This is a genomic window from Pseudomonas sp. P5_A2_2, from assembly GCF_054177685.1.
Window position 1 is genome coordinate 1 of the sequence record NZ_JBGCUL010001145.1, and the last position, 1320, is coordinate 1320.

The following is a 1320-nucleotide window of genomic DNA, read 5'->3' on the forward strand; positions in this document are numbered from 1 at the left end:
GTATATTCGGCAAGGCGTTCGCGAATCATCGCTTTCGCTTGATCCTCTGGTACGCGCAGAGGCTCCACGCTGTTCTCGAGATAAAACAGGTAGCAGCTGTCCTCCGATGTCGGGAAAGAGCCCACTGTTTTACCTGACGGGCTGCGGTACAAACAGAACCCATCAATCTGAGCCGGACGCGGCGCATTGAAACGCCACACACTCTGACCTGCGAAACGAGGTCTGCACTCAGCACCGAAAACCTGATCGCGGAGCTTGGAGTAGGCACCATCCGCAGCCACAACCAAGTCATAGGTAGCCTCGCGACCATCCGAGAATTTAACTTCGACGCAGTCCCCACGGTCGTCGAGATGTTCGATCGTCAACCCTTTATCTAGAACTGCCCCCGCCCCTTGCGCTGCCGACTCCAGGATTCGGGCAAGTTCTGGCCGACGGATGCCACAGCTGGGAGGTGCAGGATCCGAACGCAGGAGTTGACCTGAGGAATCGAATTGCCGAAACGCGTCGAATCGCATACCACTGTCGAGGCATGGCTCCGCCAATCCGATCATGTCCAATGCTCGGACCGTGTTGTGTAACAGGCAAATGCCCGACCCTGCCGAGGGAATCCCCGGCTTGATATCGATGCAGTGGACGTCCACTCCCGCTCTGCGCAGTGCATAAGCTGCGGTGGCACCGCCGATTCCACTGCCTACAATCAAAACGCGTTTAACCTGACTCATTCTTGTCTCCTCTCCGCTTCTTTGGCGGGTGGTAGCTGCGATCTAATGACACAGCCTGTTTGCCAGATCCGATACATCGAAATACGCCTCGGCAAGAGACATCCGCGACCGGGTATAGCCCTCGTATAGTCATCTGTGGCGAGCCTTCAGGCCTCGCACAGTACCGCTTCAAGTGCAGCGACGAACAAATCCACTGGGCAGGACCGTCCAGGCCTTCAACTACCCATCATCCCCGCTTCATGGCGCTCACCAGAAATCAGCGTTGCAAAAGACAAATCAAATCTATACGTTCCGTTTCGTTTTCGCAACCGTACCAAAGCAAACCAATCTTTAGGAAAGTAAGCCATTGACAATGGCAATCTCACCCAATAATACTTTGTGTACGCATCGTTTTGTTAGTGCTGCCTTTAGTTAAGTAACCATCCGTAGCCTGAGTGCGGCTTACGTAGGCCGCCTCGCCCTTTACTTCAACTGTCTCTGCCTTTTTCGGAGCTCAACGCATGACCGCCACTTCCCAGTCCCCCGTGTTCGTTTCAAGCGCTGCCGCGCAGGCCGTTTTCCGTTGGAAAGATGCGATCGCCGCGCTACAGACCGCTTA

The 1320-nt window shown here is 55.0% G+C and carries 1 protein-coding gene; it reads right to left on the minus strand.

The window, feature by feature from the left end; translation table 11 throughout:
- Positions 1-722 (minus strand): FAD-dependent monooxygenase (locus tag ACXRVY_RS29570; protein ID WP_458239029.1); only part of this gene is annotated, 722 nt, incomplete at its 3' end.
- Positions 723-1320: the final 598 nt, after the last annotated feature.